General features: G+C 70.8%; 14 protein-coding genes, 3 tRNA genes and 1 pseudogene. 12 read left to right on the forward strand and 6 right to left on the reverse strand.

From position 1 onward, the window contains the following. Window positions 1-92: 92 nt before the first annotated feature. The gene (locus ACZ6SA_RS41080) at window positions 93-2,063 is read right to left on the reverse strand and encodes a M3 family metallopeptidase (RefSeq protein WP_347645325.1); all 1,971 of its coding nucleotides are present in this window, start codon (window positions 2,061-2,063) and stop codon (window positions 93-95) included. A gap of 164 nt (window positions 2,064-2,227) precedes the next feature. Here ACZ6SA_RS41080 and ACZ6SA_RS41085 point away from each other — a divergent pair. Next, window positions 2,228-2,299 (forward strand) — tRNA-Gln (locus tag ACZ6SA_RS41085). A 38-nt stretch (window positions 2,300-2,337) separates the two neighbouring features. Here the strand turns inward: ACZ6SA_RS41085 and ACZ6SA_RS41090 are convergent. Next, window positions 2,338-3,276, reverse strand: a complete 939-nt coding sequence (locus ACZ6SA_RS41090) for an alpha/beta hydrolase (RefSeq protein ID WP_347645323.1) — start codon at window positions 3,274-3,276, stop codon at window positions 2,338-2,340. 108 nt (window positions 3,277-3,384) lie between these two features. Between ACZ6SA_RS41090 and ACZ6SA_RS41095 the strand changes: the two genes are divergently transcribed. The 5 genes from ACZ6SA_RS41095 (at window position 3,385) to ACZ6SA_RS41115 (ending at window position 6,154) form a co-directional block, all read left to right on the forward strand. Further along, window positions 3,385-4,569, forward strand: a complete 1,185-nt coding sequence (locus ACZ6SA_RS41095; RefSeq protein ID WP_465834394.1) for a sensor histidine kinase — start codon at window positions 3,385-3,387, stop codon at window positions 4,567-4,569. A 31-nt stretch (window positions 4,570-4,600) separates the two neighbouring features. Next, complete coding sequence (locus ACZ6SA_RS41100) at window positions 4,601-5,215, forward strand: response regulator transcription factor (RefSeq protein ID WP_347645319.1); 615 nt, start codon at window positions 4,601-4,603, stop codon at window positions 5,213-5,215. Between the two features lie 111 nt (window positions 5,216-5,326). After that, window positions 5,327-5,908 carry a hypothetical protein gene (locus tag ACZ6SA_RS41105; RefSeq protein ID WP_347645317.1) on the forward strand — a complete coding sequence of 194 codons (582 nt, stop codon included), beginning with the start codon at window positions 5,327-5,329 and terminating at the stop codon, window positions 5,906-5,908. Window positions 5,909-5,987: 79 nt separating this feature from the next. Continuing rightward, window positions 5,988-6,063: transfer RNA gene (locus ACZ6SA_RS41110), tRNA-Glu, on the forward strand. An 18-nt stretch (window positions 6,064-6,081) separates the two neighbouring features. Then, window positions 6,082-6,154, forward strand: a tRNA-Glu gene (locus ACZ6SA_RS41115). 554 nt (window positions 6,155-6,708) lie between these two features. Here ACZ6SA_RS41115 and ACZ6SA_RS41120 read toward each other — a convergent pair. Beyond that, window positions 6,709-8,415, reverse strand: coding sequence for a hypothetical protein (locus ACZ6SA_RS41120; RefSeq protein WP_347645315.1), 1,707 nt, complete (start codon window positions 8,413-8,415; stop codon window positions 6,709-6,711). 71 nt (window positions 8,416-8,486) lie between these two features. Beyond that, entirely contained in the window at window positions 8,487-9,203 is a 717-nt protein-coding gene (locus ACZ6SA_RS41125) for an IclR family transcriptional regulator (RefSeq protein WP_347645314.1), read from the reverse strand. Between the two features lie 180 nt (window positions 9,204-9,383). Here ACZ6SA_RS41125 and leuC point away from each other — a divergent pair, with 180 nt between their 5' ends. The 4 genes from leuC (at window position 9,384) to ACZ6SA_RS41145 (ending at window position 12,055) form a co-directional block, all read left to right on the forward strand. Continuing rightward, window positions 9,384-10,769, forward strand: coding sequence for a 3-isopropylmalate dehydratase large subunit (gene leuC, locus ACZ6SA_RS41130; protein ID WP_347645313.1), 1,386 nt, complete (start codon window positions 9,384-9,386; stop codon window positions 10,767-10,769). A gap of 81 nt (window positions 10,770-10,850) precedes the next feature. Continuing rightward, on the forward strand, window positions 10,851-11,438 hold the full coding sequence (gene leuD / locus ACZ6SA_RS41135) for a 3-isopropylmalate dehydratase small subunit (RefSeq protein ID WP_347645312.1): 588 nt from the start codon (window positions 10,851-10,853) through the stop codon (window positions 11,436-11,438). Continuing rightward, complete coding sequence (locus ACZ6SA_RS41140) at window positions 11,417-11,656, forward strand: SCO5555 family protein (RefSeq protein ID WP_347645311.1); 240 nt, start codon at window positions 11,417-11,419, stop codon at window positions 11,654-11,656. Before leuD ends, ACZ6SA_RS41140 begins: the two co-directional genes overlap by 22 nt. 99 nt (window positions 11,657-11,755) lie before the next feature. Further along, window positions 11,756-12,055 carry an HU family DNA-binding protein gene (locus ACZ6SA_RS41145; RefSeq protein ID WP_132334500.1) on the forward strand — a complete coding sequence of 100 codons (300 nt, stop codon included), beginning with the start codon at window positions 11,756-11,758 and terminating at the stop codon, window positions 12,053-12,055. Window positions 12,056-12,099: 44 nt separating this feature from the next. On the opposite strand, the gene ACZ6SA_RS41150 is transcribed toward ACZ6SA_RS41145, so the two are convergent. Next, on the reverse strand, window positions 12,100-12,306 hold the full coding sequence (locus tag ACZ6SA_RS41150; protein WP_347645309.1) for a hypothetical protein: 207 nt from the start codon (window positions 12,304-12,306) through the stop codon (window positions 12,100-12,102). An 81-nt stretch (window positions 12,307-12,387) separates the two neighbouring features. Here ACZ6SA_RS41150 and ACZ6SA_RS41155 point away from each other — a divergent pair, with 81 nt between their 5' ends. After that, on the forward strand, window positions 12,388-13,593 hold the full coding sequence (locus ACZ6SA_RS41155) for an MFS transporter (protein ID WP_347645307.1): 1,206 nt from the start codon (window positions 12,388-12,390) through the stop codon (window positions 13,591-13,593). Between the two features lie 48 nt (window positions 13,594-13,641). Here ACZ6SA_RS41155 and cofC read toward each other — a convergent pair whose 3' ends face one another. Then, window positions 13,642-14,280, reverse strand: a complete 639-nt coding sequence (gene cofC, locus ACZ6SA_RS41160) for a 2-phospho-L-lactate guanylyltransferase (RefSeq protein ID WP_443154784.1) — start codon at window positions 14,278-14,280, stop codon at window positions 13,642-13,644. A 142-nt stretch (window positions 14,281-14,422) separates the two neighbouring features. Here cofC and ACZ6SA_RS41165 point away from each other — a divergent pair. Continuing rightward, window positions 14,423-14,536: pseudogene (locus tag ACZ6SA_RS41165) on the forward strand (helix-turn-helix domain-containing protein); the annotation flags it as partial. Window positions 14,537-14,741 lie beyond the last annotated feature (205 nt).

The following is a 14,741-nucleotide window of genomic DNA, read 5'->3' on the forward strand; positions in this document are numbered from 1 at the left end:
GGCGCCCCCCCTTTGTGCTGCTGGGGGTGGGGAGCGGGAGGGAGGGAGACGGGGGGGCCCCCCGGGACGGTCAGGCCCACTGCGCGCCGCGGCTAGACGAGCCCGCGGCGGGCGAGCAGCGGCTGGATGCTCGGCTCGCGGCCGCGGAAGTTGCCGAACGCGGTCAGCGGGTCGATGCTCCCGCCCCTGGAGAGCAGCTCGCGGCGGAAATGGTCGCCGTTCGCCCTGGTGAGCCCGCCGTTCTCCGTGAACCACTCGACGCTCTCCGCGTCGAGCACCTCGCTCCAGATGTAGGAGTAGTAGCCGGCGCTGTAGCCGCCGGCGAAGATGTGCGCGAAGTAGTTCGTACGGTAACGCGGCCTGATCACCGGCATGGCGACCTGCGCGGCCTCCAGCGCGGCGGCCTCGAACGCCTCGGGGTCGTCGACCGTCTCACCCGGCGTCAGCTTGTGCCAGGCCCAGTCGAGCAGCGTGGCGGCCAGATATTCGACGGTCTTGAAGCCCTGGTTGAACGTCGACGCGGCCGTCAGCTTCGCCACCAGCTCCGCCGGCATGGGCTCGCCCGTCTCGTGATGCTTGGCGTAGTTGGCCAGGACCTCGGGCCAGGTCACCCACATCTCGTTGACCTGCGACGGATATTCCACGAAGTCGCGGGGCACCCTGGTGCCGGACACGCGCGGGTAGCGCACGTGGGAGAACAGCCCGTGCAGCGCGTGGCCGAACTCGTGGAAGGCCGTGTTGACCTCGTCGTACGTCAGCAGCGTCGGCCCCGAGGCGGGCTTGGTGATGTTGAGGTTGTTCATCACCACGGGCGGCTGCCCGAACAGGAACGACTGGTCGACCAGGTTGTTCATCCACGCGCCGCCGCGCTTTCCCGCCCTGGCGTAAGGGTCGAGCACGAACAACCCCAGCCGGCTCCCGTCTTCGTTGAACACCTCGAAGACGGTCACGTCGGGGTGGTAGCCGCTCAGGTCGGGCCGCTCGGTGAAGGTGACCCCGTAGAGCCTGCCGGCGGCGAAGAAGATGCCGTCGCGGTAGACCCGGTCGAGCTCGAAGTAGGGCCGCATCGCGGCGCCGTCGAAGTCGTAGCGGGCCTTGCGGACCTTCTCCGAGTAGTACGACCAGTCCCACGGTTCGATCGCGAACCCGGCCTGCTCGGCCAGCGCCTCCGCCTCCTTGTACGCGTTGCGCACCGCCGGGCCGACGAGCTGGCCGAGCATCTCCTCGACCGCCTCGACGGTCTTGGCGGTCTGGTCGGCCACCGTGTAGGCGGCGTGGTTGGGGAAGCCGAGCAGCGCCGCCCGTTCGGCGCGCAGCGCCGCCATCCTGGCCGCGAGGTCGAAGTTGCCCGGCGCCCGGCCCACGCTCAGCTCGTAGAGCCTGCGGCGCACGTCACGGTTGGTGAGCTGGGCGAGGCCTGGCTGGTTGGTGTAGTTGAGCAGCGGCAGGGCGTACGTGCCGTCGTCCCTGCGCAGCGACTCGATCTTGGCCTCGTCGAGGCCGTCGAGCTCCTTGCGGTCCGTCACCACCAGCGCCGACTCGGTCGACGCCTTCAGCAGGCTCTGCGCGAACTCCGTGGAGAGCTTCGACAACTCCTCGTTGAGCTCGCGCAGCCGGCCCTGCTCGGTCTCCGACAGGTCGGCGCCCGCCCTGATGAAGTCGTCGCGGTATTTCTCCAGCAGCCAGGACTCCTCCGGGTCGTCCGTGGCCACCTGCTTGATGCGCGCCCACAACGCCCGGTTGAGCCGGATCGCGTCGCTGTGCCTGGTCAGCTGGGGGGAGATCTGCTTCTCGATCTCCATGATGCCGTCGGTGGAGTTGGAGGAGGCAATGCTGGAGAAGGCCGTGGCCGTGCGATCAAGGATCTGCCCCGATCGTTCGAGCGCGGCGATCGTGTTGTCGAAGGTCGGCGGCTCGGGGTTGTCGGCGATCGCGTCGACCTCGGCCAGTTGCTCGGCCATGCCGCGCTCGAAAGCGGGAACGTAGTGCTCCTCGCGGATGTCCGCGAACGGCGGCAGTTGGTAGGGCAGATCACTAGGGGCGAAGAACGGATTCTCGGCCAACGCTCGGGCTCCTCCACGTGGTGTTTTGTCCCCTTCAGCTTGGCATGACCGGACCGGTGCCGCAGGCAGCGGAGGACGGGTTGGCCGTTCGTTTTGGTCTTAGCCCTCCGGCTGGGCTATTCTTTCGGACATCGCCGAAGCGCGCCCGAGAGGGTTCGCCCCGGTGGGGTATGGTGTAATTGGCAGCACGACTGATTCTGGTTCAGTTAGTCTAGGTTCGAGTCCTGGTACCCCAGCATTTGGTGGACGCCTCCCGGTGAGGCGTCCATTTTTTCTATTTCGCCAGCCGGTGCAGAATTTCGCTGATCTGCTGATACGCCTTGGCGGTCGGCGCGTGCGAGGTGTTCACCGTGAAGACCTTGAACGTGTTCTTCGGCGTCGCGGCGTCCGCCTCCCTGATCATGCGGTCCTGCAGGGCGATGGGGATCACCCGGTCGCGCGAGTGCCGGATGTAGACCCGGGGCACCCGCCCCCACTTGTCCTTGTGCCCCCGGCTGTCGGCGTTCGGCACCTGCAGGGACTCGTCGGGCAGCAGAGAGTTCAGCATCGCGAGAAACTCGCCGTCGTCGGCCTCGGCCATGAACGCCGCCTTGACGCCGTCCAGGAACTTCTTGTCGTTCGAGCGCCAGTTGACGCGGATCGCCTTGATCACCCGGGGATCGGCGATCACGCCCGGCACGATGTTGCCCGTCAGGCTCGGCTTGCCCTCGGGCGTCTCCAGATATTCGGCCGGCGACTTCAGGTCGGTGCAGCAGTAGGCCGTGTCGTAGACGAGCCGGTCGATCAGGTCGGGCACCTCGTCGGCCGCCTTCGTGATCGCCGCGCCGCCCAGGCTGCCGCCGACCAGGATCACCGGCCCGTACCGGGAGACCCTGCGCACGGTGTTCACCGTCGCCTCGACGTAGTCGTCCAGCGTCACGCCCGCCACCGGCGACGGCATCGTGGCCAGCTTGTTCAGGTCCTGCGGCGTCTGGTAGGCGCGGGTGAACTGCTCGGAGGGGCCGTGCCCGGGCAGGCTCACGCCCACGGAACGGTGGCCGCGCATCGTCAGCTCGGCGTCGGCCGCGGCCGTGCCGTTCGCGCCGGTCACGAAGACGAACGTGGTCACCTCCTTGCGCTTGGGCGCGACCCTGGCGCCGGCCGTCGCGGTGGCGGCGCTCGCGCCCGCGACCGCGGCGTACTGGATCATCTTTCGTCTGCTCGGATTGCTCATGAGGCGATGCTCCCTGAGCGTGCCGGGCCCGCACATCGCCCGCCGGGCTCGACGTGCGGCCGATGCCCGGCATCCACCGATCGGTTGATGTCGTGCCAGGCTTGACCCATGAGCCGGCTCGACGGGCGCGAGCGCTGGGTCTATCTGGCGCTCGCCTACGCACTGCTCGCGGTCTCCGCGATCGCGGCCGCCGTCATGGGCGGCGACACCCCGGCGCGGTGGCCGGGCTGGCCCGTGCTCGTGCCGGCCGCCGCGGTGTGGCTGGCGCCGATCGCCTGGCTCCATACGCACCGCGACACGCACCGCGCGCTCGTCGTGGGGCACTTCCTGGTGCTCATCGCCCTCGCGGGGGCGCTGGCCGCCGAGCACGCCGCCTTCACGGTGTTCGCCTCCGTCGGCTACCCGCTCGCCATCGGGATGTTGCCCGCCCGGCTGGTCATGCTGGGCGTGACGGTGACCGCCGTGGTCAGCCTGGCCGCACAGGCGAGCCCGGGCGCCCGTGCCTCGCTGCTCAGCGTGATCGCCGCCGTGGCCCTGCCGCTGGCCCTGGCGGGCTGGTACGTCTCCGCCGAGCACGACAAACGCCGCCGCCTGGTCGAGCGGCTGCGCGCCGCCATGGACGAGAACGCCGAGCTGAACGCCCGCCTGCTCGACCAGGCCAGGAGCGCCGGCGTGCTGGACGAGCGGCACCGCATGGCCGGCGAGATCCACGACACGGTCGCCCAGGACCTCGTCGCGCTGATGGGCCAGATCCACGCCGCCGCCCGCGTCTGCGACGGCCCGGCCCGCCGCCACCTCGACCAGGCCGCCGAACTGGCCCGCCGCAGCCTGTCCGAGGCCCGCAGGTCCGTACGCGCGCTGCGCCCAGAGTCGCTGGAGGACTCCCGGCTGCCCGAGGCCGTCGACCGCATGGCCCGGTCCTGGTCCGAGTCGTCGGGCGTCGGCCTCGCCCTGGAGCTCACCGGCACCCCGGTCGCGCTTGCCGCCGACGTGGAGGCGGCGCTGTTCCGCATCGCCCAGGAGGCGCTGGCCAACGTCGCCAAGCACGCACGCGCCACCAGAACGGCCCTCACGCTCTCCTACACCGACGAATCCGTGCTTCTCGACGTCCGGGACGACGGAGCCGGCTTCGACCCGCAGACGCCCGCTGACGGGTTCGGGCTCGACGGCATGCGCCGGCGGGCACACGGCGTGGGCGGCACGCTGGCGATCGAGTCCGAGCCAGGACAGGGCACGGCCGTCGCGGTGTCCGTGCCCGCCATCCCGCCGGCCGGGCAGGGTGACGCACGTTGACGGCGGACGACCACCTCACGGAGGGAACACGATGCGGCTGAGGCTGCTGATAGCCGACGACCATCCGATCGTGCGCGACGGCCTGCGCGCGGCTCTCGGCGGCGAGCCCGACATGGAGGTCGTCGGAGAGGCGGCCGACGGGGCGCAGGCCGTGCGCCTGGCCGCCGAGCTCCGGCCGGACGTCGTCCTCATGGATCTGCGCATGCCCGGCATGGACGGCGTCACCGCCATCCGCGAGCTCTCCGGCACCGGGCCGCGGGTGCTGGTGCTCACCACGTTCGACACCGACGTCCTGCCCGCCCTCGAAGCCGGAGCCAGCGGCTACCTGCTGAAGGACGCTCCGCCCGACGAGCTGGCCCGAGCCGTCCGCGCCACCCACGAGGGAGAGACCGTGCTGGCGCCCTCCGTGGCCGGCCGTCTGGCCAGCGACCTGCGCAGGCCCACCCGGGGCCGGCTGAGCAAGCGCGAACTCGAGGTGCTGCGCCTGGTGGCCGGGGGAGCGACGAACAAGAAGGCGGCGGCCGAGCTGTTCATCAGCGAGGCCAGCGTCAAGACCCATCTGCTGCACGTCTACGCCAAGCTCGACGTCCGCGACCGCGCCTCCGCCGTCGCCGAGGCCTACCGCCGCGGACTGCTCAACGGCTGACGGATCAGCCGTCGTGATGGCGTGGCATGGTGCCGGTCGAGGAGGTGCCGGTCGAGGGAGCGACGAGAGACCAATGAGGCGCCAAGCCGGTGCGGTAGAGTCGCCCGATTTATGGAGGAATTTCGCATTCGCGCGGGCAGTTTGCCCCGCTTCGTCGCCCCGTTCGCCGCACTCCTCGTGCTCTTCTTCGTCGTCATCCTGCTGCTCGGCGCCATCTTCACCGGCAGCACCCTGCTGGGCATCGCCATCGGTGCCCTGGCCACCGGCGGCCTGCTCGCCGTCCTCGTCGCCAAACACCGCCGCATGAGCTCGGGCACCGTCGTCCGCTTCACCGCGGAAGGCGTCGAACTGACCGACTCGCTCGGTTTCCGCGTGCACCTCCGCTGGCCCGACATCACCCGGATCGACGTCGTCGACACCCAGCTCGCCAACCCCAGGAGAGTCGGCCGGCCGGGTGGGGTGCGGGTGCGCGCGCAGGCGCTGCGCTCTGTGGGGCTCATCGGCTGGGGCGAGCGCGCGGTCCCGCCCCGGATCCCCGGCTGGATGCGCGACCGGCTGTCCCGCGTCCCCGTTGACCCGGCGACGGGCCGTCCGGAGGTGACGATCCCGCTCGGCGAGTTCGACGCGCTGTGGCAGCGCGGCCGGATGGGCGACTGGGTTCGCCACTACAGGCCCGATCTGATGGGCCGCTAAGTGGTTTGGTTGTGGTCTCCGGGGTGCGGTAGAGTTACGCGCGTCGCCGGGGAAGCCCGGCACATCAGCTTGTGGACAGGGTCCCGTCGTCTAGTGGCCCAGGACGCCGCCCTCTCAAGGCGGTAGCGCCGGTTCGAATCCGGTCGGGACTACCACTGTCACAAGCCAGCGAAGGTCCCGTCGTCTAGTGGCCCAGGACGCCGCCCTCTCAAGGCGGTAGCGCCGGTTCGAATCCGGTCGGGACTACGTCTGCATCACCGCTCCGGCGCGATTCCGCTCCGGAGTTTTTCTTTTCCGCCAGGGTTTCCGCTACTGGGGTTCTTCCCATCCAGAACCGCATGGCGCCGCCCTCGGGCAGGTCGCGGGTGAGGCCGAGGCCGGCCCACCTTCTGTCCCGCACGGTTACCGCTGCCGGGGTTCTTCGCCGGTCGCCGGCTCTCGCGCGATCGGCCCACAGCGCGCACGTCACGGCGCCCGGCCCTGCGAGCCGCGGGAGCGTTCCCCTGGACGGGCGCCGACCCCGTGCGGCGGGTGGGGGCGGCCGCCGTCAGCGTAAAGGGTGGGAGGAGCCCGGCCACGCACGGCGCCGCAGCCTGATCGTCCAGCAGCAACCCGCGACGGAACACCACGCGCGGTGCCGCGCCGGAAACGATGGCCCAGCCACGCGTGCCGCACGACCGGGAAGGCCCGTGCAGCCGATCGCGACACGCGCGGATGGCGAAGGCGCTCGCGCCGAATCGACCAGAGGGCCCGCGCCGCCGATCGCGAAACGCGCCGCGGACGGGCCCCGAGTGGTCAGATCACAGGGAGCGGGCCTTGAAGAGGGCGCGCCGGGCGGCCTTGGCCACCTGCTTGTCCGGATGCACCTGCGAGATCAGATCCAGCAGCTCCTCCACGTGCGCGTGCGGGATCTTCCAGATCACCTCCAGCAGGTTGCCGACCATGTCGGGGCCGATGTCCTGCAAGCTGCTCACGAACTCCGACCGGCCCAGCCCGGCCGAGATGGTCCACATGTCGAGGATCAGCCAGTGCGTGTCGTCCTGCGTCGGCTCAGGCGCCCCTTCGACCTCCAGCTGGCTGAGGTGGGTGGCGGCGTAAGGGCGCAGGGTGGGCTGCTTGAGCGCCTCCCGCCAGGCGGGGATGGCGGCCTCGCCCAGGGTGCCGACCACGCTGGCCGCCTGCACCCTGATCAGCGCGTCGCTCTCGTCCTCGCCCGCGGCCTCCAGCAGCTCCTCGGCGGCCTTTCCCGGCTCGCGCAGCCGCATCCAGGCGGCGAACTCGGTGTCGGCCTCGTCCTCGGGCAGCTCGGCGCTGAGCGCCAGCAGCTCGTGGGCGCTCATGGACTCGATCGCCGGTCTGGCGTCGACCTCGATGTCGGCGTCGTCGACCAGGTGGACGACCCCCTCGGTGCCGAGCGGCGTGAGCCTGAGGGTCTTGCCGTCGACTTCCACCATGCCGTAGCCGATCAGCCAGTCGATCGGGGGCGCGAGCGGGTCGGCCGCCGCCTCCCACGCGTCCGATCCGAGCTCGTCGAGGTCGGCGGCGGCCTCCGCCAGCTCCTGGCTCAGCTCGTCGAGGTCACGTGAGCCGCCGGCCAGCAGGAGCCTGACCAGCAGGCCGCGGGTCAGGCCCGCCAGCGCCATCGTGAGATCGTCGTCGTCGAGCTCGGGGTCGCCGTAGTCGACCGAGTGCAGCCCGAGCATCCAGGCGTCGAGCACGTCCTCGTCGTCGTCGAACGGCCACTCCGACGTGTCGTCCTGGACCGCCACCGTGTTGGCGTCGCCCGGCTCGAGGAACTCCAGATCGACGGCCAGGTTCCAGATGTTCCACAGGTAGGGGACGGCCTCGGCGACCGGGCCTTCGGTCTCCGGCCTGGGCAACCCGACGGCCGCCAGCGCCTCCTCCACCTCGGTGTCGCTGAGCAGGGTCTCCTCGCCCACGCGCCGGCCCGAGCCCACCCACACGGCCAGGTCGCGGGCCTTGGCGATGAGCGGCGCCTCGCGGGCGGCCGCGGCCAGCTCGGTGTCGGGCCGCAGCCTGATCGTGTCGAGCTCGGCCAGCTCGTCGGCGAACATCTCGAAGTCGCCGAGGTCGCCGGTCTCCTCGTCCTCCTCGCCCTCGCCGTCGTCGATCAGCTCCTCCATCAGGTCGACGAACTCGTCTTCGACGTCGTCGAGCTCGGCCTGCAGATCGGCGAGGGAGTCGGAGCCCTTGGCGAGCCTGCCGGTCTGAGAGAGGAACGTGAGGTACGCGTCCACGGCCGGGAGCATCCCGTCGGCGGCGGCGTCGGGATCCTCCACGACCTTGGGCATGCGGTCGAGCAGCAGGTTGCGCAGGTCGGCACGCTTCCACGTGCCGAGGTCCTGCGAGAAGGCGAGACGGTGCCAGAGTGCGGCAGGCCCCACGAGCTCGGGGTCGCTTCCGGGCGCGTTCGCGCGCGCCCACATGATGAACTCTTCGAGCAGGGGTCGCAGCTCAGTGGCGGCTACCTCGATGCGATCTGTCACGCACTCAGGCTAGTGCGCCCGCGAGGCTGTCGGCCCCAGAAATACCTGGTTTCGCCGATCATGACAGCCGATCATGACGTGCGGCGCATCGCCTCGGTAATGCGTTCGGCCGCCGCCATGACGGGCACCGCGTGCAACCGCCCGGGGGCTCGCGTGAGCCGTTCGATGGGCCCGGAGACCGACACGGCCGCGATCACCTTGCCTCCACTGCCCCTTATGGGGGCGGACACGCTGGCGACCCCCTGCTCCCGCTCGCCGACGCTGTGGGCCCAGCCCCTGCGACGGACGGACGCGAGCGTGGCGGCGGTGAACTTGGCGCCGCGCAGCCCGCGGTGCAGCCGGTCGGGCTCCTCCCAGGCGAGCAGGATCTGCGCTGCCGAGCCCGCCGTCATGGGCAGCGCCGAGCCCACGGGAACCGTGTCGCGCAGGCCGCTGGCCCGCTCCGCCGCCGCGACGCAGACGCGTTCGTCGCCCTGGCGGCGATAGAGTTGCGCGCTTTCCCCGGTCAGGTCCCTGAGCTGCATCAGCACGGGGGAGGCCACCGCCAGCAGCCGGTCCTCGCCGGCCGCGGTGGACAACTCGGAGAGCCGCGGGCCCAGCACGAAACGGCCCTGCGTGTCGCGGGTCACGATGCGGTGGTGCTCAAGTGCGACGGCCAGCCGATGGGCCGTGGGACGGGCCAGACCGGTGGCCTGGACGAGCTGCGCCAGTGAAGCGGGTCCCGCTTCGAGGGCATTGAGTACAAGAACTGCCTTGTCGAGTACTCCGACTCCGCTAGAGTTGTCCATAGGACGATACTGCCGTCTCGACATATGAGAAGGCAAGTCACAAAGGTTCTCCCGCGAGGGAGCGCCGGTCTCTGGACTGAGGAGCGCAGGGAGCGGGGCGACCCCAGCGACAAGGGAAGAGACCGGATCCGAGCGACTGAGCCGCGATGCGTCGCATCGCTCTATGCAGGAGGAGATCACATGGGCCGCACACTGGCCGAGAAGGTCTGGGAGCAGCACGTCGTCAGGCGCGCCGACGGCGAGCCCGACCTGCTCTACATCGACCTGCACCTCATCCATGAGGTGACCAGCCCGCAGGCGTTCGACGGGCTCCGTCTCGCCGGCCGGAAGGTGCGGCGTCCCGATCTCACGATCGCCACCGAAGACCACAACGTGCCGACCGTGCTCGGCCCGATCGCCGACCCGGTGTCCAAGAAGCAGGTCGAGACGCTGCGCAAGAACGCCGCCGAGTTCGGCATCAGGCTCCACCCGATGGGCGACGCCGGGCAGGGCGTGGTGCACATCATCGGGCCGCAGTTCGGCCTGACGCAGCCGGGCATGACGATCGTCTGCGGCGACTCCCACACCTCGACGCACGGCGCGTTCGGCGGCATCGCGTTCGGCATCGGCACCTCCGAGGTCGAGCACGTGCTGGCCACCCAGACGCTGCCCGCCTACCGGCCGAAGACGATGGCCATCGAGGTCTCGGGCGAGTTGCCTCCCGGCGTCACGGCCAAGGACCTGATCCTGGCGATCATCTCCAGGATCGGCACCGGTGGCGGCCAGGGCTACATCGTCGAATACCGCGGCGAGGCGGTGCGCAAGCTCTCCATGGAGGGCCGCATGACGGTGTGCAACATGTCGATCGAGGCAGGCGCCCGCGCCGGCATGATCGCGCCGGACGAGACCACGTTCGCCTACCTCAAGGGCCGCCCGCACGCGCCGCAGGGCGAGGCGTGGGACCAGGCCGTCGAATACTGGAAGTCGCTGCGCACCGACGACGACGCCGTGTTCGACAAGGTCGTGGAGATCGACGCCTCGACGCTGACCCCCTACGTCACGTGGGGCACCAACCCTGGCCAGGGCCTGCCGCTCGCCGAGTCCGTGCCGAGCCCCGACTCCTTCGCCGACCCGGTCGCCCGCTCGGCGGCCGAGCGGGCGCTCGACTACATGGGCCTCAGCGCGGGCACCCCGCTGCGCGCGATCGAGGTCGACACGGTGTTCGTCGGCTCGTGCACCAACGGCCGCATCGAGGACCTGCGCTCGGCCGCCGAGGTCCTGCGCGGCCGCCAGGTGAAGACCCGCACGCTGATCGTCCCCGGCTCGATGCAGGTCAAGCTGCAGGCCGAGCAGGAGGGCCTGCACGAGGTGTTCAAGGCCGCGGGCGCCGAGTGGCGCGAGGCCGGCTGCTCGATGTGCCTGGGCATGAACCCCGACACGCTCAAGCCGGGCGAGCGCAGCGCCTCGACCTCCAACCGCAACTTCGAGGGCCGCCAGGGCAAGGGGGGCCGCACCCACCTGGTGTCGCCTCAGGTCGCCGCCGCCACCGCCGTGACCGGCCGCCTCACCGCTCCCGCCGACCTCTGACGCGGCCGCGGTGAGCCGGAGCCGGCCTCGCCGGCCCTTCCCGCGTAGACCTTCAGACCTGTAGACCCGTAAGGAAAATCGATGGAAGCCTTCACCACCCACACCGGCACGGCGGTGCCGCTGCGCCGCAGCAACGTCGACACCGACCAGATCATCCCGGCCGTCTGGCTCAAGCAGGTCAGCCGCACCGGCTTCGAGAAGGGCCTGTTCGCGGCCTGGCGTGAGGACCCCGAGTTCGTCCTCAACGACGCCGCCCACGAGGGCGCCTCGATCCTGGTCTCCGGCCCCGACTTCGGCACCGGCTCCTCGCGCGAACACGCCGTCTGGGCGCTCCAGCAGTACGGGTTCCGCGTCGTGATCGCCGCCAGGTTCGGCGACATCTTCCGCAACAACTCCACCAAGATGGGCCTGCTGCCGGTCGTCCTGCCCGGCGACAAGGTGGCGGACCTGCAGTCGGCGGTCGAGGCCGACCCGAAGCTCGAGATCACCGTCGACCTGCGGGAACGCCAGGTCCGCTGGGCGGACGAGGTCATCGCTTTCGAGATCGACGACTACACCCGCTGGCGGCTCATGGAGGGCCTCGACGACATCGGGCTGACCCTGCGTCACGCCGGCGACGTGGCGGCATACGAGAATGGTCGGCAGCCATGGCTGCCGACGACCGTCTAGAAGACGACGAACTGGCGCGGCGGTTGCGCGAGGCGCACCGCCGCGTCCGCATGCTCCCCGCCGCCGACAAGGAACGGATAGCGCGCCGCTATCTGTCGATTTGTGACCTTGCGAAGCACGATCGGAAAAGGGCTGCGCTGCGCCTCGACGCGTTTCTGGCCTCGCTTGACGAGCTTCCCGACACGCCACGAAGTGCGGAAAACGCGCCCGGTGATTGAGTTCCCCTGCGATCCCGCCTACTTTCGAGCCCGTAAGGGGTTTCTCCGTCAAACACGTAAACTGGAGCCCCGAGCCGTAACTGGGGGAGCAGGACTTTCATGAACAAGCGTGAACTCGTCGAGGCCATCGCGGATCGGGTGGGCGACAGGAAGACGGCCACCGAGGCCGTGAACGCGGTCGTCGACGCCATCCAGAAGGCCGTGGCCAGCGGCGACAAGGTCTCGATCACGGGCTTCGGCGCGTTCGAGATGGTGAACAAGCCCGCCCGCACGGCGCGCAATCCGTCGACCGGTGCGGAAATCAACGTCGCGGAGAGCTGGGCGCCGAAGTTCCGTCCCGGCTCCGATTTCAAAGAGCTGGTGAACGAGGGCGGCAAGAAAATCGGCAAGAAAAAGTAAACTCAGCGGACCACGCCCGGGCCGTCCGGCCCGGGCGTCCGCATTTAAGCACCGGGCACCGGGAAAGTGGAGAGCGTGATGTAAGTGATCTCGCCTCCGGACATCGCGAGATTGACCCGCTGCCCCGAGCGCAGCAGCCGCAACGGCCCCGCGTCGAAGGCGGGCGTGCCGAACTCCAGCACCGTCCCGTCGTCGAGGAACACCGTGCCAGAGCGGGTGGCCTCGTCGTAACTCCGCACCGTCGCCTGCACGAGGACCAGCCTAAGGCGGCCACGCCAGGCGGTCCAATAATCGTTTGTCTCCGCCCGCGCAGGTCGCGAGGATCGCCCGTCATGAGACATCGAGGTGACTTCGCGCTGTTCGCCTGGGCCAACGGCATCACCCAGATGGGCACCCAGGTCACCGTGGTGGCCCTGCCGCTGACCGCGCTGTTCACGCTCGACGCCGGCGCCTTCGATCTCGGCCTGCTGTCGGCCGCCCAGATGCTCGCGTTCCTCCTGATCGGGTTGCCCGCCGGCGTGTGGGTGGACCGGTCGCGGCGCCGCCCGATCATCATCTGGGCCGATGTCGTACGCGGAGCGGCGCTCCTTTCGGTCCCCGTGGCCGCCTGGCTGGGCGTGCTCACGCTGCCCCAGCTCTACGTCGTCGCGCTGGTGCTCGGCGCCGGCACGGTGTTCTTCGACGTCGCCCATATGAGCCTGCTGCCCGCCATCGTGCCCAAGGAGCGGCTCGAACGTGGCAACGGCGTACTCGAGATCACCAAGAACGTCTCCCTGCTCGCCGGGCCAGGCGTCGGCGGCTGGGCGGTGGCGGCGCTCACCGCCCCGATCGCTCTCCTCGCCGACGCCGTCAGCTATCTCGTCTCAGCGCTCCTGCTGGCGGGCGTGCGGGCGGAGGAGACGGTGCGGCGAAGCGAACGGTCCCTGCGCCACGAGGTCGTGGAGGGCCTGAGATTCGTCATGGGCGAGCCCGTGCTGCGCAGGATCGCTGCGGGCGGCGCGCTGGCCATGACCGCCAACTCCATCTGCCTCGTCGGCCTGCCCCTCTACCTGGTCAAGGAGCTCGGCGTCGGCTCCGCGCAGTACGGCCTGCTGCTGTCGGCCGCCGCCGTGGGCTCCCTGGCGGGCGCCGCGCTGGTGGCCCGCGTCACGGCCCGCTTCGGGACCGGCCGCACCCTGTACGGCTCCGCGGCGCTGGCCACCGTGCTCTACCTGCCCGCGCTGGCCACCGGCCCTGGCTGGCGGCTGCTGGTCTTCCCGGTGGCCGCGTCGTTGTTCGGCGTGGCCGGCGCGATCTTCGGCATCGCCCAGCTCAGCTACCGCCAGCGCATCACCCCTGGACACCTGCTCGGCCGGGTCAACGCCAGCATGCGCTTCCTCATGTGGGGCGTCGTGCCGCTGGGCGGGCTGGCCGGCGGCGCGCTGGGGGAGTGGCTCGGCGGGTACGCGGTCTTCGCCGCGGGCATCGCCCTGCTGGGCCTGTCGCACCTGGCGGTGGTCACCGCGCCCGCCATCATGAGGACGGCCGCCACTCCCTGACGACCGCCCGGTCATGTGCCCGGCGCCGCTCCGGCCGGCACGCCACATTCATGTGCCCGGCCACAACTCCTTGACCACCGCCGCGGTGTGCCTGCCGAGCCCGAGGGCGACGGCCGCGCGCAGGTCGTCGGGTGTGTCGACGTCGCGGCGCACCGAGTCGATCCCCGGCACGGCCAGCTCCTTGGCGCCGGTGGCCAGGTGCTTGGCCCGCGACTCCCCGCCGAACCTCGGGGTGAACGGCGTCCCGGGAAGCACTCCGTAGAAGGTCGTCCCCACGTCGAGCGCGTCGGGCACGAACGCCTGGTCGAACTCGGCCGCCGCCTCCAGCGCCAGGCCGAGTTCGGCCGGCCGCAGGGCGGGCAGGTCGGCCTGGAGCGCGCCCACCGCGTCGCCGGGCGCGACGCGTACGGCATGGGCGGCTCCGGTGCGGAGCGCGGTGTTCAGCCCGCGATCAGGGTCGTGCACGACCTCGGCGCCGAGCCCGGCGAGGGGGCCCGCGGCGGCCGGGTCGGCGGTCACCACGATCACCCTCGCCACCCGCGGGCACGAGAGCGCCGCCGCCACGGTGTCGCAGGCGACGGCCACGGCCAGTCTGGTGCGGTGCGGCCCTGTCGCCGCGGCGAGCCGGGTTTTCGCCGCGACCAGCGTCTTCACCGGAATCACCAGTGACCACCGGATGCTCGTCAATGCTGCTCCTTCGCTGGAGACCCCCGGCTTCGGCCGCGGGGAGGAAAGCGGATCCGCCGCGTGGTGGCGCGGGGAACGTCAGTTCGCCATCTAGGCGGAGCACGATTAAGCGGGAGCGGCTCTGCCCGCTAAGATCCCGGGTGTGCGGACGGCGGACAAGTGTCGGGCCTACCCGGGTCCCGAGCAGGCGGCGGTGCTCGGTCGCACGTTCGGGTGCGTCCGCGCGGTGCGGAACCGGACACTCGCCTGGCGGCACCCGTCCACGGTGACCGTCTCCCGCGGTCCCGACGGCCGCCGGCACGTCCCGCTCGCCGTGCAGGTTCGCGGTCCCGGCCGGGCCCGGCCGCGGGCGCCGTGGCCGGGGTGGAGTCCGGTGTGAAGAACGTCGCGGTGAAGGTGGGAATCCCCCGCCGCTAGGCGTGGGGAGGAAGCCGGAACCTTGAGCGTCGCGCCCCCGCACC

The sequence above is a fragment of the Nonomuraea sp. NPDC049378 genome, from assembly GCF_055586745.1.